18 protein-coding genes and 1 tRNA gene are annotated in these 21165 nt (G+C 56.8%); 8 read left to right on the forward strand and 11 right to left on the reverse strand.

Features of this window, described 5'->3' with window-relative positions:
• Positions 1 to 193 precede the first annotated feature (193 nt).
• The 3 genes from cmoB to QEH54_RS19870 all read left to right on the forward strand — a co-directional run bounded on the left by cmoB (position 194) and on the right by QEH54_RS19870 (position 3159).
• Positions 194 to 1177: a tRNA 5-methoxyuridine(34)/uridine 5-oxyacetic acid(34) synthase CmoB gene (gene cmoB / locus QEH54_RS19860; RefSeq protein WP_309020461.1), complete on the forward strand. Its 984-nt coding sequence runs from the start codon at positions 194 to 196 to the stop codon at positions 1175 to 1177.
• A 189-nt stretch (positions 1178 to 1366) separates the two neighbouring features.
• Entirely contained in the window at positions 1367 to 1924 is a 558-nt protein-coding gene (locus tag QEH54_RS19865; protein WP_309020462.1) for a YHS domain-containing (seleno)protein, read from the forward strand.
• Positions 1921 to 3159 carry a TAXI family TRAP transporter solute-binding subunit gene (locus tag QEH54_RS19870; RefSeq protein WP_309020463.1) on the forward strand — a complete coding sequence of 413 codons (1239 nt, stop codon included), beginning with the start codon at positions 1921 to 1923 and terminating at the stop codon, positions 3157 to 3159. The genes QEH54_RS19865 and QEH54_RS19870 overlap by 4 nt, the downstream gene beginning before the upstream one ends.
• A 92-nt stretch (positions 3160 to 3251) precedes the next feature.
• Here QEH54_RS19870 and QEH54_RS19875 read toward each other — a convergent pair whose 3' ends face one another.
• From QEH54_RS19875 to QEH54_RS19900, 6 genes are all read right to left on the reverse strand, one after another.
• Complete coding sequence (locus tag QEH54_RS19875; RefSeq protein ID WP_309020478.1) at positions 3252 to 4637, reverse strand: archaeosortase/exosortase family protein; 1386 nt, start codon at positions 4635 to 4637, stop codon at positions 3252 to 3254.
• Positions 4627 to 6600 (reverse strand): VIT domain-containing protein, encoded by a 1974-nt coding sequence (locus QEH54_RS19880; RefSeq protein WP_309020464.1) that lies wholly within the window; start codon positions 6598 to 6600, stop codon positions 4627 to 4629. The genes QEH54_RS19875 and QEH54_RS19880 overlap by 11 nt, the downstream gene beginning before the upstream one ends.
• Positions 6601 to 6789: 189 nt before the next feature.
• A complete protein-coding gene (gene creC / locus QEH54_RS19885) occupies positions 6790 to 8274 on the reverse strand; it encodes a two-component system sensor histidine kinase CreC (protein WP_309020465.1) in 1485 nt (494 codons plus the stop codon).
• Between the two features lie 108 nt (positions 8275 to 8382).
• Positions 8383 to 9081 carry a two-component system response regulator CreB gene (gene creB / locus QEH54_RS19890; protein ID WP_309020466.1) on the reverse strand — a complete coding sequence of 233 codons (699 nt, stop codon included), beginning with the start codon at positions 9079 to 9081 and terminating at the stop codon, positions 8383 to 8385.
• 5 nt (positions 9082 to 9086) lie between these two features.
• Positions 9087 to 10373 (reverse strand): MFS transporter, encoded by a 1287-nt coding sequence (locus QEH54_RS19895; RefSeq protein WP_309020467.1) that lies wholly within the window; start codon positions 10371 to 10373, stop codon positions 9087 to 9089.
• An 85-nt stretch (positions 10374 to 10458) separates the two neighbouring features.
• A complete protein-coding gene (locus QEH54_RS19900) occupies positions 10459 to 11472 on the reverse strand; it encodes an NAD(P)H-dependent glycerol-3-phosphate dehydrogenase (protein WP_309020468.1) in 1014 nt (337 codons plus the stop codon).
• 321 nt (positions 11473 to 11793) lie between these two features.
• Between QEH54_RS19900 and QEH54_RS19905 the strand changes: the two genes are divergently transcribed.
• Positions 11794 to 12057: a hypothetical protein gene (locus tag QEH54_RS19905; RefSeq protein WP_309020469.1), complete on the forward strand. Its 264-nt coding sequence runs from the start codon at positions 11794 to 11796 to the stop codon at positions 12055 to 12057.
• A 108-nt stretch (positions 12058 to 12165) separates the two neighbouring features.
• Here the strand turns inward: QEH54_RS19905 and QEH54_RS19910 are convergent, their stop codons facing one another.
• From QEH54_RS19910 to QEH54_RS19920, 3 genes are read right to left on the reverse strand one after another with little or no spacing between them, the layout of a single operon-like run.
• Positions 12166 to 12930 carry a succinate dehydrogenase/fumarate reductase iron-sulfur subunit gene (locus tag QEH54_RS19910; protein WP_309020470.1) on the reverse strand — a complete coding sequence of 255 codons (765 nt, stop codon included), beginning with the start codon at positions 12928 to 12930 and terminating at the stop codon, positions 12166 to 12168.
• 34 nt (positions 12931 to 12964) lie between these two features.
• Positions 12965 to 14881, reverse strand: coding sequence for a fumarate reductase/succinate dehydrogenase flavoprotein subunit (locus tag QEH54_RS19915; RefSeq protein WP_309020471.1), 1917 nt, complete (start codon positions 14879 to 14881; stop codon positions 12965 to 12967).
• A 14-nt stretch (positions 14882 to 14895) separates the two neighbouring features.
• Positions 14896 to 15669: a succinate dehydrogenase cytochrome b subunit gene (locus QEH54_RS19920; RefSeq protein ID WP_309020472.1), complete on the reverse strand. Its 774-nt coding sequence runs from the start codon at positions 15667 to 15669 to the stop codon at positions 14896 to 14898.
• 338 nt (positions 15670 to 16007) lie between these two features.
• On the opposite strand from QEH54_RS19920, the gene QEH54_RS19925 reads away from it, so the two are divergent.
• Genes QEH54_RS19925 through QEH54_RS19935 form a run of 3 tightly spaced genes read left to right on the forward strand, consistent with a single transcriptional unit; the run spans position 16008 to position 18911 of the window.
• Positions 16008 to 17372: an ATP-binding protein gene (locus QEH54_RS19925; protein ID WP_309020473.1), complete on the forward strand. Its 1365-nt coding sequence runs from the start codon at positions 16008 to 16010 to the stop codon at positions 17370 to 17372.
• Positions 17369 to 17755, forward strand: a complete 387-nt coding sequence (locus QEH54_RS19930; RefSeq protein ID WP_309020474.1) for a response regulator — start codon at positions 17369 to 17371, stop codon at positions 17753 to 17755. The genes QEH54_RS19925 and QEH54_RS19930 overlap by 4 nt, the downstream gene beginning before the upstream one ends.
• On the forward strand, positions 17748 to 18911 hold the full coding sequence (locus tag QEH54_RS19935) for a hybrid sensor histidine kinase/response regulator (RefSeq protein WP_309020475.1): 1164 nt from the start codon (positions 17748 to 17750) through the stop codon (positions 18909 to 18911). The genes QEH54_RS19930 and QEH54_RS19935 overlap by 8 nt, the downstream gene beginning before the upstream one ends.
• 37 nt (positions 18912 to 18948) lie before the next feature.
• On the opposite strand, the gene QEH54_RS19940 is transcribed toward QEH54_RS19935, so the two are convergent.
• Positions 18949 to 19554, reverse strand: coding sequence for an NUDIX hydrolase (locus tag QEH54_RS19940; RefSeq protein ID WP_309020476.1), 606 nt, complete (start codon positions 19552 to 19554; stop codon positions 18949 to 18951).
• A 24-nt stretch (positions 19555 to 19578) separates the two neighbouring features.
• Positions 19579 to 20202, reverse strand: coding sequence for a LysM domain-containing protein (locus tag QEH54_RS19945; RefSeq protein ID WP_309020477.1), 624 nt, complete (start codon positions 20200 to 20202; stop codon positions 19579 to 19581).
• Positions 20203 to 20424: 222 nt separating this feature from the next.
• On the opposite strand from QEH54_RS19945, the gene QEH54_RS19950 reads away from it, so the two are divergent.
• Positions 20425 to 20501 (forward strand) — tRNA-Pro (locus QEH54_RS19950).
• Positions 20502 to 21165: the final 664 nt, after the last annotated feature.

The following is a 21165-nucleotide window of genomic DNA, read 5'->3' on the forward strand; positions in this document are numbered from 1 at the left end:
AAGGGGGACGGCTGAGATGACTTTTCGGTTGCGAAGCATTCCCATCGAGCGCTTTCTCGCCCCCATAAAAACGCAATCTCCGCGGGCTGAAACATTGCTCCGCCTTGAAGTGTAAAACGACGTGCTGCACCGCATCCAAACTTCGCCAATCGTTCCTCCCTCCTAAATTTCTCATTCTTACGTTCTCGTTTAGATGTCTCCACTTTCCACCTACAACGACCTTTATCAGCATCTCGCCAGTACCGATCTCGAACCGTGGATTGAACCTTTGCAGGCCACCGTCGAGCCCGCAATTCTCGAATCCAACAATGGCCACCTCGAACGCTGGCTCGGAGCCATCGACGCTCTGCCACAGGTAGAGCCTTCAGCGTCATCCCTCTCCTCCCCCGCAATCCAGATTGGGCGTCCCCAAGATATCACTACCGAGCAACGCGTTACCCTCCCCGACACCCTCCACCACTTCCGCCCCTGGCGCAAAGGTCCCTTCGATTTCTTCGGCACCCACATCGACACAGAGTGGCGCAGCGACTGGAAATGGGATCGCCTCCTCCCCGGCATCTCCCCGCTTAAGGACCGCCTTGTGCTCGATATCGGCTGCGGCTCGGGCTACCACTGCTGGCGCATGGCAGGCGAAGGCGCTCGCCTTGCTCTCGGCACCGACCCATTCTTGCTCTATATTATGCAGTACCTCGCGGTCCGCAAATACCTCAAAGAGCCGCCAGTCTGGGTCCTCCCCTTCGGCATCGAAGGCCTCCCGCCCGCAATTCCCGCCTTCGATACTGTATTCAGCATGGGGATACTCTACCATCGTCGTTCTCCCTTCGATCACCTCTATGAGCTGCGTAACTTCCTCCGCCCAGGCGGCGAGCTCGTCCTCGAGACCATCATCGTCGACGGCCCCCACGGCTACTCCCTCGTGCCCGACCAATACTACGCAAAGATGAAAAACGTCTGGTTCATCCCCACCGTCGACACCCTCGTCCAGTGGATTACCCGCTGCCGTTTCCGCGACATCGAGGTCGTCGACGTCTCCACTACCACCACCGACGAGCAGCGCTCTACAGAGTGGATGATCTTCGAATCCCTCTCAGACTTTCTCGACCCCACCGACCCCAGCAAAACCATCGAAGGCTACCCCGCCCCCAAGCGCGCCGTCATCACCGCCCAAGCGCCTTAGACCAGTCGGTAAGCCAGTAGGCCTCGCTTCTACCTGAACAGCCGCTCGCCACCAGGCAATTGAACCGTCCAAATCAGTGTGCGTCTATGCGGGTTTCCTTCGCTCAGGAATCAACGCATTGTTGGCTCGAAATTTGCTCGAAGTTTCTGCTCCCACTCCAACTCCTGTTAAACCCATACCCACACTCAGGTGAAGCACGTACTCTTTTTTCTACTGATCGCCAGCTCCTACCCCTCGCTACTCTCCGCTCAGAGCGAGACACCCGAAACGCCGCAGGCTCCAACAACTGAACTCGCTGAAGAGCTCACACCCGAGGAGCAGAAACGGCGCGAGCGCCTGTTGAAGAGCGGCAAAGGAGAGGAGCACCCCTGCCCGCCGGGAGGCATCGCCATGGGCGGATACGATCTTGTGAGCTACTTCCAGGACGACCAACCGAAGAGGGGGCTCGAAACCTACGAGGTCTCGCGCGGGAACTGCGCGTACCGCTTCGCCTCCGAGAAAAACCGAGATGCGTTCCGCGCCGATCCCGAACGCTACCTGCCCTCCTACGGCGGATGGTGCGCCACCGCTCTGGCCATGGGACGACTCACCTGCCCGGATTTCACCAACTTCAAGGTCGAAAACGATCAACTGCTCTTGTTCGAAGTGACGGCCTTCACCAATGGCCGAATGATCTGGGAAAACAATTCCGAGCGCCTCCGCCAACGAGCCGATTACAATTTCGACTTGTTGGAGAAATCTGAATGAGCAGACGGGCTTTCACGCCACTTTTCCTGCTCCTGATCCTCGTCGCTCTAGCAGGCTGCGGAAAAAGAGAGCACTCGATCGTCATCGGGCATTCCGTCGAAGAGCCAGGTCCATCTATCGCCCAGGCAGTTTCCGGGCTCCTAAACCAAAACAAGCTTCCCGCGTCTACTACCAGCTTTGCAAACGAAGCGGAAATCCTGCAAGCGGTGCTCGACGGAACGGTCGTGTTCGCCATCGCGGAGGAACCTGAGCGAAAAATAAAAGACCTCGCCACCGTCGTTCCTCTCTACCCCAGCATTCTTCATGTGCTCCATAAAAAGGGTATGAGCGCGGACTCGCTGGCTGATCTTCTTGACGGGAAAACCGTCTACGCGGGCCCCATCGGTGGTCCCGCTTGGCGCTTGCTGGACCGTTTGACGACCGATCTTCGGGTCGAGCAAGACTACCAGATTCTGGACAATCCTTGGGAAATCGAGCCCGACGTCTACTTCGTGCTGGGAGGACTGCTAACGGCTGACAGTCTGTCGCAGCTTAGCGAATACGAGCTTTTCAGTTTCGGGGACGCAGCAAATCTTGGCGCAGGCACCGAGGCGGAAGGAATCGCTCTTCGCTACAACGGCATCGAAACCTTCACCCTGCCCGCCGGACTCTACGGGAGTTTCAATCCATCGCCTGTATTGACCATTTCAACACAGACCGTCCTCATCGCCAAAGACGACTGCGAAGAGGAGCTCGTCAGAAAAGTCGCCAAACTGCTTCTGGAAAACGTGCAGGAAGTCGCGGCTCCGTTTTCCCTCGTAACCGAACAGCTCAAGGAAGACTTCAATCCCCACCACCTCGTTCTCCATCTCCATCCCGGCAGTCGACGTTATCTGGAACGAGACAATCCCTCCTTCGTGGAACGCTGGGCGGACGTGATCGCTCTGATCGTCACCTTCTGTGCCGCCATCGCCAGCGGTTTCCTGGCCCTCGCCCGCTTCAATCGTAATCGAAAGAAGGATACCATCGATCGCTTCTACCGAGAGATTCTCGAACTTCGCTCCAAAGTTGAAGATATCGCCAGCTCAGAAGAAAGAACACAGCTGGAAGCGTGCGTGAAAAAGGCCCAAGCGGACGTATTCGGCCTCGCCATCGACGAACGCATCGAGTCGAACGCATCCCTGGTCGCCTTCATCAACCTGTCGAACCAAGTCCTGTGCGAAGTTCGCGAGATCTGCAGCAAGAAAGGGTTCTAGACGCCAACGCCTCGAGGTGATGGTTTCCAGCGTTTGAGGCGTTGCTCCAATGACACCGAGGCCTTTTGTACAGGATTTATATCCGCTGGAATTTATCTCACAACTACCGACTCCGAATAACCTACCCAAGGTCCTTGCGATCGACCAAGAGCCGCCGACCAAAACCAACTCGAGGGGTCCGTCCAACTCTGACCATCGAGCGATACCACGCGCTCGCGCACCTCGATCCGCTCATCTCCTCGCATTGCCATCACCCGTCCCCACATCGCACCATCGATCTGCCTCAAGATCGGCATTGGCTCCGTCTTGTATCCAATCGCTCGATAACAGTCAGCGGACAAGTGATAACGCCGAGTCGCGCGATTGATAACTCTGACTACCAAATATCGATCTTCCTTTGAGAAAAGCTCAATGGATCCCGGAAATCTACGAGCATAGTCGGCACTTGAGCCGTCAAGTGGCAACGCCGTCCACCCTTCTTGAAAGAGCGTATCACGAACATCATCCACAATCTCGCCACTGACTTCTCTACCTTCTGAAAGGCGACCGACCCCAGAACCACTTTGCTCGAACAAAACGCAAATCATCGCCAACAAACTCAAGCGCAGGAGCGCGGTTCCTTGTTCCGAAACCTCCCCCATCGGCAGACCGCTCCTTGCCATCCCTCTGCGGCTTCCAAAGCAAACGATCGCCGACAAGACCATCGCGAATACCGCCAAGCCAGCCACATCGTGAGCCCATCCACCTGCCCTCACCAAACCGGATTCCAAAAAGAACAAGAGAACATTCCGAATCACATTTCCCGCAAAGGCGCTCACGCTGGCGAACTGCAGGATAAGAAGCGATTTCCGGAAATCCGGTTTCTGAATACAGATCAGAACACATGCCAGAAAAGCTGAACTCCAAAGCATCTGGACCCCGCTGCACGGAGCGTCGATCACGATCATCTCCCCACGCCACTTCATCACCGTCCCCTGAGCTTCAGCCGCTACACCCATTACGTTAAGAATTCCCACGCTCAGCTTCCCTATCAACCACCGCAGCGGGTAACCTCCGTAAAACTGCAGCGATGAGATTAACGGCAAAGCGAGAACATACAACCCGACGTGCCCCAACCAGCAACGCCGATCAACCAACAAGCAAGCCAGCGCCAGAACCACAAACAATGAAAAGATGAGCGGCGTCGCAAGGCGGTCGCCTATGACGGGAATTAGCAACGCGCCCGCAGCGATCCCATACCTCCACGACGCGAATGCTTGCCTACGCCCTAGGACGGAAAAGACAATTGCCACCAAGAGAGCTAAAACGCCCCACGGTTCGTCGGAACCGTCTTTCATTCGGGCTAGATACCATTCGACGGTCGTCCAACAGGAGACGAGCAGCAGGCCGACAAACCCAAAGCGAAACGTATCAGCGCTCGCCAGCCACTCAAAAAAGCGTGCTCGACGCTTTTGGTCTACTTCCGACTCAGTACGCACGACGAACAAGTATCCAAGTGACCGCTACAAGCACTAGTCCCATCAATGCCCACATTTCAGGCTCTGGCGTGACCGGCACCGAGCTCCCCACAAACCCAGGCGCCATCCCTTTCGGAAGCGGCAGAGCTTGTTTTATCTTGGCCGGATCGCCTCCAGACAGATTTCGTATTTCACGATCCACCGCGACAAACGAGGTATACTTCGTGAGCAGCGAATGCTTCAGGCCGAGTCGGGTGACCTCCTCCACCCTCTGATCATCGGGCCAGAGCTGATTGTAGTCGGAGAGGCGACGGATTCGCTCCCGAGCCCACACATACTCGAGCGATCGAGACCCTGCCAGATCCACCGCCTTCGTCAAATCAACCAATTCCTGATACTCACTGTCTCCCGCTCGACCTGAAAGAGTAATCGCCCCACTCCCATCTCCGGTGTACTTGCCAAAAACCATCACCGGACGCTCGGCCAAGAGATCCGGTAAACTCGCTGGTTCGTCATCAAAAACGTCGATGCCATCGAACTCCAAAGTCATTTGAGATAAAACAGGCTCGCTCACGTATTCAGAAAACCGATTCGCAACCTCTTCGGTTTCATGCGGGCTAGCGACATAAAAGGCCTCTCCCGTTCCCACTCTCGACATGCCATCGATCAAATGGCGATTCGGAGAGCTCCCGATTCCACAAGCAAACACATTCGCCTGATTCAGGTTTTCGCGAATCAACTCGAAGACTTCCTCCTCCACCGTTACGTATCCATCGGTCATGATGACAATGTTACGGCTGAATGCCGGGTCTCGCTCCGTGGCGTACACGCGTTGCATTGCGGGCAAGAGCAAGGTGCCGCCTCCCCCTCTTGTGCGATACAGAAAGTTCACCCCTGCCGTCAAATTCTCAACAGTCGCTGGAACGCTGCGCTCGGCGAAGACCGAAGAATCCCCAGAAAAGAGCATTAGGTTGAATCGATCCTCTGCATCCAATCGAGCAACCAGCCGCTCCAGCATTCGCTTCGCGGTATCGAGCGGAAACCCCGACATCGAGCCCGATACATCGACGATGAAAAAGTACTCCCTCGGCATTCGCTTTCGTGTCTGAAGACGCGGCGGTTCAATCGCAGCCATGAAGTACTTTTCCCCATTGCTTTCACTGATCCACACCCCCGATTTCACCTCGTCTCCAGATACCCGATACCTCAGCTTGAAGTCGCGGTTGCCAACTGACGAAGTATCGCCCTCCAGGGTTACCAAAGCCGTTCGCTCATCGTGAAATACGACTTCCGCTGAGTGCGATGGGCAAGTCGCCTCCTCCACACTGATAGCGGATTGGATTCGAGCTCCCAGGCGATAGGTGACCAGGGATGCTTTGCTTTCCGACAAAAACGGATTGTCCACCCAGTCCGAGTCACCTTCCGAGAACCGGGGGCCCACAACGAGTGGTAGCACAAATCCATACTCATTCTCTTCCTTCACAACCCACTCCGTATAGCGAAGCGTCACCTCAATCACATCGCCGGGCAAAATATTCGCTAGATTCATTTGAAACACATTCGGACGCTGCTGCTCCAATAGGCTCGTTGTCTTCCCCTCCGATTTCGCTTTCTCATAAGTCCTGCGAGCTTGCTCTCTTTTCTGAATCTCCGCTTCCACAACACGGTCGCCAATACGCATCTCCAAGGCGCTCACCGCAGCGCGCGTCGAACCAGGAAAAACGTACACGGCCTCGATCGGCTCATCCCCCACGTTCGCGAAGGTCTGCACAAGCTCCACTTGAGCGATCGTACCCACGATCTCGATACTGGCATCGACATCCTTCAGCGGCAGCAGGTCCAGATTCGCGGGTTGCCCATTGACTTCGAAAAAGGGCATTTCCGATTCGTCAGTTTCCTGCCCCGAAGACCAGACCGCCAAAATGAGGAAAAACGCTAAATGAGCAAAGAATCGCATCAGAAGCAGAGGAGTATTGGGTTTCATTCCCCTAGCCTACCTCCGCTCTGCGCGGAGATTATGAAATGAAGATGATCTCTCCGTGAAATCTAGGCTGGCCGGAGCCGAGGCGCCTAGAGCGCTTTTCTTTCGACTAGTTGCCAAGGTTGGGCGGGGCCGCCGCGTCACGCCTCGCCAAGCGGGTTAAGCAAGGCGACAGATGAAACTAAAAATGCTCTAAAACGTCAACCGGGCTCGAACCCCGCCTTCTTGGCGGTTTCCCACCGACAACGTTCCACGGTGCAAGGCCATGATTTCTTTCACGAAACTCAACCCAACGCCGCTGCTTTTCTCTCCCGTTTTCGGACGCGCCAACGAATAGAAACGATCCGTCACCTTCGACAGGGCATAGTCAGGAATGCCCGGTCCTTGATCCTCCACGACAACCGACTTGCCAGCGACACGCACCATGATCCGCGTTCCCTCAGGCGAGAAATCGATCGCATTCTGCAATAGGTTCTGGATCGCTTGCCGAATCAAAAACCGCTCACCATCGACCTTAGCCGGTTCGTCGGTCTCGATGTAACACCCGATGCCAGCCGACCTGAAACTGGGCTCCAACCCTTCGATCAATTCCTGCACAAGAACTGCAAGATCGATACTCTCCACATTCTGCAAGCTTCGCCGCGATTCCACCGAAGCCAACTCCAACATTCGATCCACGATGCGTCGCATGCGCTCGGACTCACGACGTATGTTTTCGAGAAACTTTCGTCGCTCTTCCGGCTCCATGTCCTCTTCCAGCAGCTCTGCGGCTCCACTCACGCCCGACAAAGGCGACTTTAGCTGATGCGTGAGACTCTGCACATAGCGCTCCACATACTGCTTTCCTTCCAAGGCGAGTCGCATCTCTTCGAACGCCCGTCCCAACTCGTTCGCTTCGATTCCAAAAAGCCGCGGATACTCCGCCTTTCGCCCATCGCGCAAGGCATTGGCGTAAGCGATCAAACGCTTGATCGGCTGCGTCAACCAGAGCGACAGCAAGGCCCCCAACAACAACACAGCGATACCTGCCAATATGACATACAATTCAAACCGGTCCTCCGCGCTCGCGATCAACTCGTTAACATATGAGGTCGGCTTCCCAACTGTCACTACTCCTTGGATACGTCCATCAATTCGTACCGGAGCGGCAACGTATAAAACCAACGCTCGTTCGCCATCTCGCTCCGTCCAGGTGGCCCGTGCTCCGTATTCACCTCTCAATGTCAAAGCGACATCCCGCCAATTCGAAAAGTCTTCTCCCTTATTTTCTCGGTTAGACGAATCGAACAACACCACTCCCCGCGCATCGGTCAGGTAGACTTCCAGGTCCACCGACTCCTTGCGCAGCGAATAGACCTGAGCAACGAAACGGCGACTGTAGGCTCGTTCGAAAATCTGCTCGATGGCGTCCGCCGAGTAGCCGCTCTCTTCTGCAGCTTGTTCGAGCTGAGCTGCGAGAATGTTGGCGGTATCGACCAGCGACTCCTCCATCGACTCCAAGTAGCGCGGTTGGATTTCCTCCGCCAGAGTCGACATGATCGCATAAAAGCCCCCGCCCACAACCAGCAAGTAAACCAGCAAGATGCTCGCCCGAATGGAGATGAACCGCTTGGGCAATCGCAGCCAGCGCGGTCCCCGCAATTCAGGATTGGTCAAAATCTGCCAGAGTGTCCTCATGAAGAAATCGAATCTGCGCACGAATGGAGCTGAGCTTCGCAGCGTTCCCTTCCTTCCCTCATCACAACTATCTGGGTAAATCTGAGCGATCTGTGGTTTAAGATCATTTCAAAACTGCATCGAATACCCAATCCCCCGATGCGTCTGGATGTATTCAACACCTGGCGACGCATATCTCAACTTCGCCCGAATCGACTTTACATGAGCATCCACCGTGCGCTCGCCGCTCGCCTCCGGTTCCTCCCACACTTGGTACATAAGCTGTTCGCGGGTCAGCACGCGCCCCTGCCTCTTCAAAAACACTTTCAACATCCGGTACTCGTAGCGGGTCAGGTTGAGTGTCTTGTCGGAGACAGAAATCTGGTAGCGCGACTCGTCGAGAAGAAAGGGGCCGAATCGATCGCCGTTCTTGTTGTTGTTGCTTGGAACCGGTTCCGCTCGGCCTCGCCTTAAGATCACGCGCGCTCGCGCGACCAATTCTCGCACGCTAAAGGGTTTGCAAACGTAGTCATCCCCTCCGATCTCCAATCCAAGGATCCGATCGATCTCTTCGCTTCGAGCGGTGAGGAAGATGATTGGGATCTGGGAAATCTCTCGAATCTGCTTACAGATCTCAAAACCGGTCGTATCCGGCAATCCAACATCGAGCACGACCAAAGCGAAAGCGCGTTTCTTCAATTGCTCGATCGCTTCGAATCCTGTCGTCACAACCACGCTGGCGAACCCCTCGCGCTTGAGCCCGAAGGTGACGTTATCGGAAATGGAAGGCTCATCCTCCACAACCAGCACTGTATCCTTATCCCACATACTTGCTAGGGAGTAGAAGTATTCTTCTCCGGCTTTGGATGGGTTTTCCAAAGGAAGAGAATCATGCCGACGGTCATCAAAACCGGGATCACTACCATACCGGCCCGTTGCGAATCGAAGATCCCAACCATTTGGCCGTAAAGCAAGGGACCAAGAAAGGCAGTCGCCTTACCCGAAAACGCGAAGAAGCCGAAGAACTCGTTCGATTTTTCCAACGGTGTCAAACGACTCAAATAGGCCCGACTAGCCGACTGGTTCGGTCCGAGGAAAAGACCGATCACGATAGCGCAGCCCCAGAAGGCGTTTTTCGATTCGATGAACAAAGCCGCCACAGTAGCTCCCACTAAAGCGAGTAGTGAAATGACGATTGTAATGCGACTGCCGATACGATCTTCGATGAAGCTAAAGAGCAAGGAACCCAAGCCGGAACACACGTTCAGAGCGATGCCGAAAATCATCAGGTCCTGAAAGGTAAAACCAAACTCCACCGTGGCATAGATTCCACCGAACGAGAAAATCGCCACCAGCCCGTCATTGTAAAACATGCGGGCCACCAGCATCCAAAACAACTCACGGTATTCCCTCAGATGGCGAAAGGTCTCAGCGATGCGTCGAAACGACTTTCTTGCCACCACCAGAAATCCATCGCTGCGCTGCGGTGGCTTCACCTCCTTCACCCAGAGCAGTAGCGGAAGACTGAATACAGCAAACCAAATCGCCACCAGTACGTTCGTCGCCCGTACATGCTGAAACACATCTTTATCGAGCCCAAACCAGGCCGCATTGTCCTCCCCGTTCACGAACCCCGCCATCGCGATAAACAAACAAATCAGACCACCGAAATACCCCAGAGCAAACGCCTGATTCGACACCTTGCCATGCTTCTCCCTCGGAGCGATCTCCGGCAAAAAGGCGTTGTTGAACACGATCGACAGCTCCGTCGCCACCAGCGCCAGGCCAAATAAAAGCAACGCCGGCCACACGTCGCCGGCTTGCGGAAAATACAGACCCGCCGTCGCCAAACACGCCAAGGTCACCGTTACCCACATGAACCGCTTCTTCCACCCGAACGCGTCCGCCGCCGCTCCCAATGCCGGCGAAAGCAAGGCGATCACCAGCGACGCGATCGCCACCGTGTTGCCCCAAAGCGTCGTCCCCTCCGACTCGCTCGGGGCGATCCCGTTCATGAAGTAAGTGTTGTAGATAAACGTCAGGACCAACGTTCCGAACGCGGAATTGGCGAAGTCGAAACACGCCCACGAATAAACCCGTCTAGTCGAACTGGCAGCCACGAAGCAAACTCCATCAACTCGCGATAAGATTGCGAGCCCTCAAACGCCTGGCCGGGCACTTATCAGCGACAACGCCTGTATCCAGTTATTCGCGCTTGAGGTCGCGACTCATCAAATCGCTCAATGCGGAAAGAGGCGGTTTCGCTTCGTAGCAGATCTGATACACCTGCCGCAAGATCGGCGCATCGATGCCCGCCTCCGAGCACTCTTCAAAAAACGCCTTCGCTGTTCGATAGCCCTCAACGGCTGTCTTCTGTCCAGCAATGATGTCCGCCGCGCTTCGCCCCTGGGCGATGGTTTCACCGAAGGTGCGATTTCGGCTCCAATCGCCATGACAGGTCGCCACAAGATCGCCAAAGCCGCTCAACCCGTAAAACGTTTCGGCGCGAGCTCCCAGCAACTGCCCCACGCGCATCATCTCCGCGACAGCCCGCGTGAGCAGAGACGCCAGAGCGTTGTCCCCTAGACCAAGACCTTGGCAACACCCGGCCGCGATGGCGTAAACGTTTTTCAAACAGCCGCCCAGCTCCACGCCACGCAGGTCGGAGCTGGCGTAGACGCGCAGGTTCGGCCCGCTCACCGCGTTTTGCAACGCCTCGCAGCGCGACGTATCCAGATTGTCGAACGCAAGGGTCATAGCGGTCGGCTTTCCGGCAGCCACCTCGCCAGCGAAGGTCGGTCCCGACAGGGCACCCACGGTCGCTTGCGGCAATTCTTCCAGCACGATCCCGCAAGGCGTCTTCCGGGTGGCGATTTCCAAGCCCTTGGCTAGGCTTACAAAGAGAGCGCGATCAAAGGCGACGGTATCTGTCTCCTTGATACGCTTGCACCAATCGCGAAGCGCATAGGAAGGGATGCCGAGAAAAACGACGTCGACATCCTTCAAGGAAGCGGAAAGGTCCGAGCTCACTCGAAGCGAATCGCCAAATCGGTAGCCGGGAAGATAGTCGCTGTTCTCTCGCTCCACCATCATTCTGGCCGCCTGTTCCTGGCGACGAGGTACGATCACGACCTCCAGCCCCTGACGTTCGCAATGCAGGGCCATCGCCGTGCCCCAAGCGCCTGCCCCTAAAACCGCAATCCGTGACTTCTGACTCATCGAAATGGAAGTTCAACGCTTCATCGCCCGAGCGCAACAGCATCTTTGCTCCATAACTCACTCCTCATTTTCAGGTCGCTCGCCCTTGAAACGGAAGGCGATGATGTTAGGTTGACCCGCAAAGATCAGCTAAGTCGCTAGGAAATCTCACTCAATCCCTTGGTGGCTTCAGAGCTTAGCGCTCAGGGCATCGCTTCGGCTTTCCCCTACAAAGAAGCCCCGACTTTAGTATTAGCGCCTACTGTCGATATTATTTTGAACAGCGGATACTTTTTTACGTCTTGTAATAAGTACCCTTTTCAGAGCCTTATAGGAAAACCCATGTACGACTACTTGAAGACCAGATTGCGACGCTCCCCCGTGAAGGAGGACGCCCTGCTGCGTCACCACCAATCAGTCGACGGCGTTCGAAACGCCCAGTTCGTGAGCTTTCTGCAACAGAGCGGCTTCAGAAAACGCGTGCTCAACCGGCACGAAAAGACCAAGCGTATCAAGAAGTTGGTTGCATTGGCCTTCGTCTGGTCGGTGGTCCTCGGCTTCGCTTGGATCGCATTCGAGAGCGCCCAAGCCTTGGAGCTGTTCTAGCCCGTTTCCCGAGGCAGTCCACTTAGCTGACGTCGTCAGAAAAGAAAAATGCCCCGGGCAGAGCGCCGGGGCATCGAAAAAAGTGCAGAGCGACGAACAGATCGCCGCCTAGAGGGCCTTGGACTTGAAGGCGCTCTTCACCGAAGCCGCCAAGAAATCGCGATTGAACCTGGAGATGAACTCCTCGGAAATCAGCTTCGGACAGGCAGCCGAGCACTCGTACTGGTTGGTGCAGTTTCCGAAGCCCGCTTCGTCCATCGCCGCCACCATGTTGAGCACTCGCTGATCCTTCTCCGGCTTGCCCTGGGGAAGCAGATTCAACTGGCCCGCCTTGGCGGAAACGAAAAGCATGGCGGAGGCGTTCTTGCACGCAGCCACGCAAGCGCCGCAACCGATACAGGCCGCCGCGTCCATAGCGAGGTCCGCCACATCCTTGCCGATGGGTATCGAGTTCGCATCCGGGGCCGCCCCAGTGCGAACGGTGACGAATCCGCCAGCTTGCTGAATCTTGTCGAAGGCGGCGCGGTCGGTGACCAAGTCCTTCACGATCGGGAACGCCTTGGCTCGGAAGGGCTCCACCGTGATGGTGTCGCCGTCCTTGAAGGTGCGCATGTAGGTTTGGCAAGTCGCCACCCCGCTCTCGGGGCCGTGAGGCTTGCCGTCAATCATGCATGAGCAGGTGCCGCAAATGCCTTCGCGACAGTCGTGGGCAAATGCGATCGGCTCGTCGCCCGCATCGGTGAGGTCTTCGTTCACCACATCCATCATCTCCAAGAAGGACATGTTGGGGTTGAGGTTCTTAGCTTCGTAGGTTTCGAAGCGACCTTCTGTTTCGCTATTCTTCTGACGCCAGACGCGTAGTTTAACGTTCATGGTAATTGTTTCCTTCGGTTATTAGCTTGCTGGCTTACTTATAGCTGCGGGTAGCGAACTTGACCTCCTCGTACACGAGCTGCTCGATGTGGCGAACCGGCTCCTGCCCTTCGCCCTTGTATTCCCAAGCCGCTACGTGAGCGAAGTTTTCGTCGTCACGCTTCGCCTCGCCGTCTTCATACTGGTGCTCCTCGCGGAAGTGACCTCCGCAGGATTCCTCGCGGGTCAGGGCGTCGCGGCACATGAGCTCGCCGAGCTCGAGGAAATCGGCCACGCGGCCCGCGCTCTCGAGCGACTGGTTGAGTTCCTTGCCTTCGCCGGGGACGCGGACGTCTTCCCAGAATTCCTTGCGAAGTTCGGGGATGAGTTTGATCGCTTCTTCCAGCTTTTCCTTGGTGCGAGCCATGCCGCAGTGGTCCCACATGATATTGCCGAGACGCTTGTGGAAGCTCTTAACCGACTGCTTGCCGTTGTTGGCGAGCAGCTTTTCCGTGCGCTCCTTGACCGACTCTTCGGCCTTGACGAATTCCTGGTCGTCGGTGGTCGGCGTGGAATCGCGGTCGAGATTGGCGAGGTAGTGGGGAATCGTATACGGCAAGACAAAGTAGCCGTCCGCAAGTCCCTGCATGAGAGCGGAAGCTCCCAAGCGGTTCGCTCCGTGGTCGGAGAAATTCGCTTCGCCCATGACGAAGAGACCCTCGAGATTGCTCATCAAGTTGTAGTCCACCCAGAGGCCGCCCATGGTGTAGTGGACCGCAGGGTAGATGCGCATCGGCACCTCGTAGGCGCTCTCGTCGGTGATCTCCTTGTAAATGTCGAAAAGGTTGCCGTAGCGCTCCCGGATGGTGTCGGCTCCGAGACGTTTGATAGCGTCGCTGAAATCCAAGTACACGCCGAGGCCCGTCTCACCTACCCCGCGGCCATCGTCGCAAGCTTCCTTCGCGGCGCGCGAGGAAATGTCGCGTGGAGCCAAGTTACCAAAACTTGGATACTTGCGCTCGAGATAGTAGTCGCGCTCGTCTTCCGGGATTTGGCTCGGGGGACGCTTGTCGCCCTTCTTCTTGGGAGCCCAGATACGACCGTCGTTGCGAAGCGACTCGGACATGAGCGTGAGCTTCGACTGGTAGTCGCCGGAGACCGGGATACAGGTCGGGTGGATCTGAGTGTAGCAAGGATTCGCGAAGGCGGCTCCCTTTCGGTGGGCACGCCATGCCGCCGTGACGTTCGACTGGCGAGCGTAAGTGGAGAGATTGAATACGTTTCCATACCCCCCTGTGCCGAGCACGACCGCGTGAGCGGAGTGACGAGAGATTTTGCCCGTATTCAAATTTCGGGTGATAATGCCCTTGGCGTGGCCGTCGACCACCACCAGCTCGAGCATCTCCTCATTGGCGCAGAGCTCCACCGTGCCGAGTCCGACTTGGCGGCTGAGCGCCGAGTACGCCCCGAGCAGAAGCTGCTGACCAGTCTGGCCGCGAGCGTAGAAGGTACGAGACACCTGAGCGCCTCCGAAGGAGCGGTTGGCGAGCAGGCCACCGTATTCACGGGCAAAGGGCACGCCCTGCGCCGCGCACTGGTCGATGATGTTGGCGCTGACTTGGGCCAGGCGATACACGTTGGCCTCGCGAGAGCGGAAGTCTCCACCCTTGATCGTGTCGTAGAAAAGCCGATACACGCTGTCGCCGTCGTTCTGGTAGTTCTTGGCGGCGTTGATGCCGCCTTGAGCGGCGATGGAGTGAGCGCGACGCGGGCTGTCGTGGAAAGTGAAACACTTTACCTTGTACCCGAGTTCGCCGAGGGTCGCAGCGGCCGAAGACCCTGCCAAGCCAGAGCCGACGATGATGATGTCGTACTTTCGCTTGTTGGCAGGGTTGACGAGCTTACCCTCCATGATGTGCTTCTCCCACTTCTTCTCGAGCGGGCCGGATGGAATTTTGGAATCTAGTTTCATTTGGGAGGGAAAGGTTAGTGTTTCGCTTGGACAGTTTCGCAGACTTCGCAGTTCACTGAGCAGATCTCGCCCATCGCGACCTTGACCTCTTCGTTTTGAATCTTCACCGCGCCGGTGAACGCCGCACCGACGATCGCGGCATTTCCGAGGAAATAGAGAACGCTGAAGACCACAGCGAACTTGTTCAGGCAGCTGGACCAGGCTCTGGTACGCAGACCGAGCGATTGGAACATGCTAGCCAAGCCATGGCTCAAGTGCCAGCTCAGCAGAGCGATGGCGATCAGGTAGAACGCCGCCACCAAAGGCTGCTGGAAGCCAAGCACCATCATGGTGTGCACGTCCGCCACCACTTCGCCATGAAGCATGGTGGTCGGATAGAAGGCCTCGCCATGCGTGTTCTTCGTAGTGAAGTGCATGATGTGGTACACGATAAACGCCAGGACGATCAGCCCGCTGTAGCGCATGGTGCGCGACGCGTAGGACGCCTTGAGCGTCTGCTGGTTGGCGTAGTCCTTGGGACCGCGAGCCGCTTTGTTTTCCATCACGAGAGCGACTGCCATCCAGACATGAAGCAGCACAGTGACCAAAAGGAAACCGCGAATCACCCAGAGAGCCGGGCCAAGATTTTGCAGGAAATGGGCATATGCATTGATTTTCTCAGGCGGAGAGAAAATCTGCAGATTTCCGACCAAATGGCCGACGACGAAACCGAACAGAATAAGCCCGGTCACGGCCATTACGATCTTCTTGCCGATCGACGTGTTGAAGAGTGCTTGGAGAATATTCATCGGATAAAACAGTCCTGAACTCCTTGATTAGATTATCGAATAACCTACTCCGAGAGTCGGTGGAAACGGGTAATCGGTGATACCTTTCGGGTCAATTAGGAATCCTACTTTTGCGCAAAGCGAACAAGAAGATAAGATTAACCGATTCGCAATATTAGATATTCTATTGTCGACGCTTCATCGAAATAGCTCATCGATGGTTCGCGAGCGTCCCATCGGGCATCGGCAAGAATTCCGAATTCTCATCCTTGTCCTCCTTCTCGACCTTCTCATAGTACAAGGCTTCTCTCCTCCATAAAGGCACCCCCTACTCGCGCGTTCATCGCCCCAAAAGACCTGTGAGCCCCGAATCGAATACCCCCGGCCGGCCGGCCTCCCCTCCTCCCAATCGAAGCGATCGCCCCGCGCCTGGATTCGATTCGGTCGAAACCGAACGCGCCCAGCTCCTGGCCATCATCGACAACCTGCCGGACTTCATCTACGTCAAGGATCGGCAGAGCCGCTTTCTCAACGCCAACCAGCGCCTGGTCGACTTCTTCGGGCAAGAGAAGCGAGCGGACCTGATCGGACGCACCGACTTCGACTTCTGCGAACCGGAGCTCGCCCAGAAGTACTACGACGACGATCAACGCATCATCGCCACCGGCGAGACCCTGCACCAGCGCGAGGAAGCTGCCCGCAACGAACGGGGCCAGCACATCGACCTGTACACGAGCAAGGCCCCGCTTCGCGATCCGGAGACCGGCGAGATCATCGGCATCGTGGGCATTGGCAGAGACATCACCGAACTGACCAAAGCCCGCCGGGCCCTCTCCAAGCAGGCCGAGGATCTGACGCTTCAGAAGCAGGAGCTTGCGGAGACCCTCAACCGGCTGCGACAGGCCCAATCCCAGCTGGTGCAGTCCGAGAAGCTCGCCTCGCTGGGCACGCTCACCGCAGGCATTGCCCACGAGATCAACAACCCCATCAATTTCGTCTACGCCGGAGTCAACAGCATGAGCAAGGACTTCGATGACGTTAAGGAAGTGGTGGAAAAGATGAGAGACCTCTTCCGTTCGGGCGACCTCGAATCCAGCCTCGCCGCGCTGCAGGCGCAGTACCAGGAAAGCGACTTCGAAGCCGCCTTCGAAGCCCTCGAGGAAACGCTCAAGGACATCAGGCACGGAGCGACCCGCATCAAGGACATCGTCGCTGGATTGAGCAAGTTCTCCCGCATGGGCAAGGAAAGCTGGCAGCGCTCCAATCTCCACGACGACCTGGAGAGCGTCCTGGTGCTGCTCAAGAACAAGCTCAAGCACGACATCGAACTCACCAAGGACTTCGACCCGGAGCTGCCCGAAGTGGAGTGCTTTCCGGGAAAACTCAACCAGGCGTTCATGAACATCCTCAGCAACGCCATCGACGCCATCGAGGAAAAGGACGGTCCCGGCAAAATCGTCATCCGCACCCGACAGATCGATTCGCAGGTCAGCATCACCTTCGAAGACAACGGCATCGGCATGCCTGCGGAGGTCCGCTCGAAAGCCTTCGACCCGTTTTTCACGACCAAGCAGATCGGCAAGGGCACCGGGCTCGGCCTATCCATCACCTACTCCATCGTGCAGGATCACCACGGAGAGCTCGACCTGAGCAGCGAGGCCGGAAGCGGGACCACCTTCGAGCTTCGCCTGCCCAAAACCCAACCCGAACCCGTATCCAAATGAGCGAGCGCAAGTACACCATCCTCTACGTCGACGACGAGGTCAGCAACCTGCGGGTCTTCAAGAGCACCTTTCGACGAGACTTCAACATCCTGCTGGCCGAAAGCGGCGAGGAGTCGGTCAAGGTCTTGAACGAAAACCAGGTGGACCTGCTCATCACCGATCAGATGATGCCGGAAATGACCGGAGTCGACCTGCTCAAACGCATCAAAGACCTCTACCCCAACGTGCCGCCCAACCGCATCATGCTCTCCGGCTACGCTCAGCCAGACGACATCGATCTCGCCTTCAGCGAATACCGGCTCTACAAGTTCATCTCCAAGCCCTGGGACGAGGAGGAGCTCAAGAAGCTCATCATCGAAGCGATCGAAGCCGCCAATGAATAGGAAATTCACGATCCTCTACGTCGACGACGAAAACGCGAACCTCAACGCCTTTCGCAACACCTTCCGCCGAGAGTACAACATTCTCACCGCGGAAACCGCCGAACAGGGCCTGCTGCTGCTTCAGAAGGAAAACGTGGACCTGATCCTTTCCGACCAGCGCATGCCCGGAATGTCCGGGGTGGAGTTTTTCAAGCGGGCCATCGAAACCCACCCCGAGCCCAATCGCATCCTCATCACCGCCTACACCGACTTCGACGCCATCGAATCCGCAATCAACGAAGCGGCCATCTTCAAGTACGTCAAAAAGCCTTGGGATCCCGATACCTTCAAGGAGGTCATCGACAAAGCCCTCGAGCTCTACGACCTGAGGCGCCGAAACGCGGAGCTAACCAGGAGCCTGAAAGCGAAGAACAAGGAGCTGGAGATCGCAAACCTCGAGCTGATGGAGAGCGATCAGCTCAAATACGATTTTCTCAAGATCATCAGCCACGAGATCCGTACCCCGCTAAACGGGCTCAAAGGGGCGACCCAGCTGTTCAAAGCCAGCATCGAAAAGAGTCCGCCGCCCGAAAGCGCGGGACTCTTCAAGCTTCTGGACGCCTCCGCTCAGCGGTTGGAGCAGTTTCTCCTCCTGGCCGAAAGAATAACCAACCTCAAAGCCCGCCGCTACCCTCTCGACAAAAAGCCCGCCCGTCTGGCGAAGCTCGCCAAGGACGCCGCCGGAGAGCTGCGCGACGCTTTCGCCCAGAACCGCCAAACCGTGCTGTTCGATACCGACGATTCCCATCTCGTGGAAGCGGATGCTCCCATTTTCAGCATCTGTATCCGAGAAATCCTACACAACGCCACCCGCCACTCTCCGATCGGAAGCGCTGTCACCATACGTTCGATACAGGAAGGCGACCAGATCGTCCTGGAAATCAAGGATCAGGGCAAAGGGTTCCCCGAACGCGTGCTGAAAAACATCTTCAAAGTCTTCGTCAGGGAGGACGATGATACCGATCGCCGACTGGGCCTCAACCTCGCCCTCACCAAGCTGGTGATGGACCTGCACGGCGGAAAGGCGGAAGCCTACAATCACAGCGACGGCGGAGCGCTGGTTCGCCTTTCGCTGCCAAAAGTGCGGGCAGCCGAAAGCGCCGAAGCGATCGCATAGGGCTTCGCTACGCCAGATTCTCGTAGTTGATATACAACTACGATCGGCGACGAGCCTGTCGACGCTGCCACTCCGGATAGAAGAGAAACAAGGCGTTCAGCACCAGCGAATGAGCGATCTCGCCGCGCTGGGCCATAGCGTAAACATCGTCCATGGCGAAGAGCCTGGTCTCCAGCTCCTCGTGCTCGTCCCAAGCCAAGCTTCCGGTGGGCGTCACATGGTCCGCCAGCACGAAATAGCAGCGGTTGTCCAAAATCGCCGGATTGGGCGAAATGCTGCCCAGCAGGCGGGAGCTTCGAGGCACGAACCCCGTTTCCTCCTCCAGCTCGCGCAAACCAGCCGCCACCGGCTCCTCGCCCGCATCCATCACCCCGCCAGGGATTTCCCAAGACAAGGCCTCGATGCCAAAGCGGTACTGCCGCACCATCACCACCTCCCCTTCAGGCGTGATCGGCAAAACGTTCACCCAGTTCCTCGACTTCAGCACATAGAAGTCAGCCTCCGTCCCGCGACGCGGGTGACGCATGCGACGGGAAACGAAATCGAAAACCGGGCAATGCGTGATCAGCTCCTCGGACAGCCTTTCCCAAGGGAGCGGCCTCCCGGCCGGATCGTTCGACGCATCGCTTCCAGATCGGCTCATGCCATCTACTGCCGCCGCTCCGGGCTATTGAGCCGCCGGGATAACGATCTGCTGACCGATGCGCAAGCGCCGCGGATCCACCCCTGGATTCGCCGACTGCAGCTGCGTGAGGGTGATTTTATAGGCGGCGGCGATCTTGCCCAGTGTATCGCCGCTCTTGATCGTGTAGACGCCGGACTTGCCAGGAGAGGCGTCAGGCGACTTGGACGTCTGAGCGGGTTCGGACGAGCTGGAGGAAGCTCGGCTCGGAGCCGGAGCCGACGCCACGCGCACACCGCTTTTCTCCAACTCCTCGACCATCTTCTTGGCCGTGCCCGCTTCGATCGCCACCTTGCGAACGTCGCTGCGAACCTTGGTGATATCGGAACCCACCTCGTTGAGAGCGTCGCTCACGTTTTGGGAAAGCGTGTTCATGTTGGCCACGACCTGCTCCACCCGCGCCGAACTCGCGTCGATGGCGTCCTGCATTTCAGACGCCCCTTGAGCAGCGGACTCCACCTCGGCCAACTTCTTCTCAAGCTCGCTGATGCGAGAAAAACTCGTCCAAGCCAGCCACAAGCCCGCGATGCCGAGCAAGATAGCGGCGATAGCGATAAAAAGCGGCGTCTTCGAAGGTGAGTCCAATTCGGAGGAAGATAGGGAGTCCATGTCTGTTGCTAGTAAGACCTTAGCTGAGGGCGAATTCACGTGACAACAAGCCTTTTCCCCCAACGGCGCAATGCCATTTTTAACAATCCCCCCACCCGTGGTCGGCCTCTGGAGCGACGCCAGCCGTCCCGCTCCAACGCCGCTCCTCAGCGATTGCCGGAAACTTGTTGAAGATATCCTTGACAGCAGGCCGGATTAGCAATCTTTTGGCCGTCCTTTTTACGGGGTGTAGCTTAGCCTGGTAGAGCGCCTGGTTTGGGACCAGGAGGTCGATGGTTCGAATCCATTCACCCCGACCACTTTGAGAAAGTAAAAAGGAAGATCGAAAAAACGAAGAACTTCGATCAGCTCGGCAAATGTAGTCGTGAAAGAAAGAGGACTATCGAAGATGGTTCTACGGCGCGAGAGCGATGAGCGGAGATGGCCGACGCCACGGCGCTGCCGCGAAGCGGGGGAGGACGAAGTCCAAAGCACTCCATCCACCACCCCGGCCACTTCTTAAGATACCGAAACCGCAACATAACCATAGCGGCTCCTTCGCGCCCACCTTCCTCATGTATCAGGAATCTGCCTGCGAAGAGGGGTCGATGCGACATGGCGGAAACGGAACGAACGAAGCATCGGGTTCGCAGACTTGATCGCCAGCGCGATCGATCTCTGCGAGGGGCGCTGAACGACTTCGTTGTCGATGCCCTTCCCCTTGGATCAGCGCGATCATGTCGAAGACACGACGAGTCTCGCAACCTCTTCGACAAAGCGTTTCGCCAAACCCCATAAACAGTTGAGGGAAGTCTTCACGAAAAAGACTTCCCCGCCTGTGCCTAATCCAACTGTGGCTCGTATGTGCCTGACAGAAATTGTGTTATCTAGTTTCGAGCCTCGCTAGAACTTCAATCGATCAGTCGTGATGCCGGATCGGTGTCCGAGCGGTCGGGTAAAGCCCCTTAGCGTGTTGATCGTGTT

Source organism: Pelagicoccus sp. SDUM812003 (assembly GCF_031127815.1).
Classification (GTDB): domain Bacteria; phylum Verrucomicrobiota; class Verrucomicrobiia; order Opitutales; family Opitutaceae; genus Pelagicoccus.